The organism is Paucilactobacillus wasatchensis, assembly GCF_000876205.1.
In the GTDB taxonomy this organism is placed as follows: Bacteria; Bacillota; Bacilli; order Lactobacillales; family Lactobacillaceae; genus Paucilactobacillus; species Paucilactobacillus wasatchensis.
Genome location: NZ_AWTT01000090.1, coordinates 1 through 1,227, shown reverse-complemented (window position 1 = coordinate 1,227; position 1,227 = coordinate 1). Strand labels below are relative to the sequence as shown.

General features: G+C 31.8%; 1 protein-coding gene. It reads right to left on the bottom strand.

All coding sequences use genetic code 11. The features are described 5' to 3' along the window. Nucleotides 1-947 precede the first annotated feature (947 nt). Nucleotides 948-1,227, bottom strand: a 280-nt coding sequence (locus WDC_RS10005; RefSeq protein ID WP_263640397.1) for an integrase core domain-containing protein, incomplete at its 5' end; no start/stop codon positions are given.

Below are 1,227 nucleotides of genomic sequence, written 5' to 3'. Positions count from 1 at the left end.
AAAATCTTTAATAACGGTGCAGAAAAACGCATATACACATGATAGTTTTGGTAAAAAAATTCAGTTTAACTTATTTTGGATATAATTAGCCTGAGATACCATATTAGATGTAAATAAATCAGATACTGACCTACAACACATTATAAATATTTACAGACAGTTTAATTTTTTAGTTAGTCAATTGAGTAATTAAAATGCCGAATTATAGTGAGTGCAAAATTTTATCACCTTTATTCACTATCTATGCTGAATAAATTTTAAAGCGTTCAAGGCCTATAAAGAGATATTTATTAAGGATTTTATGCTTATTAAATAGTATATAGTTAACAAATATCAACGTTCTGCATTATTTTTATTTGGTTCAAACCTATTAATTCAAGGTAATCACACCTTGAACACTTTTATTATTGTAAAATTTTTTCATGAGCACACACGCCTGAAGTAGAATAAGTTGTATATGCTGAAGGTACTGACACGTTGATGGGATAGGGGGGTGTGGTCTACTATTTATATTAACTAATTTATTATGCTTTTATTAGCTAAATATATAGTTAACCATGTTAATTATTAACTATGTTAGTTTGTATAAACAACAAACATCTAGCCTTACTCTCCCAAGGGATACACAGAATTGACCACCTTTTTCCATATATATATAGTCACTTAAGGTTTAAAATAAAATTCTTAATAAAACTAAATAAAGATTTTTGAATGAGCCACGGGCTCGTGAGAATAAATCTGTAAAGACTAATCAAGAATTTAATACTCTCCTGAATACTATCCAATCAAGTTGAAATAAAGTTGAAATGAAGTCAAAGCAAATATTTGTTGATATACATTTTAGATTTTAGGTCTTAGGTGGATTGAAGTCAATATTTGAGACAGGTTTTAAGAGACATTCAGAACCGCGTTTACCTTCCACAGCTCAAATAAATCATTAATCGTGATTAATAACTTATTTGAACCATGGAAAGCATTAAATCAGGCGGCCATTTGGCTCGTAAGTGTTGCGATTTCAACTTGTAAGGGGGTCTCTGGTAGCCCAGTGAACTATGAATTCTCTTCCTATTGTAGAAAGCATGCACATATTCAAAAAGGACAGCAGCGGCAGTTTCATAATTCTCAAAGACCGGCACTGGATAAACACATTCCTTTTTGAGGGAAGCATGAAAAGATTCCATTGGTGCATTATCGTATGGACACCCCTTACGGCTGTAAGAGTGGCGG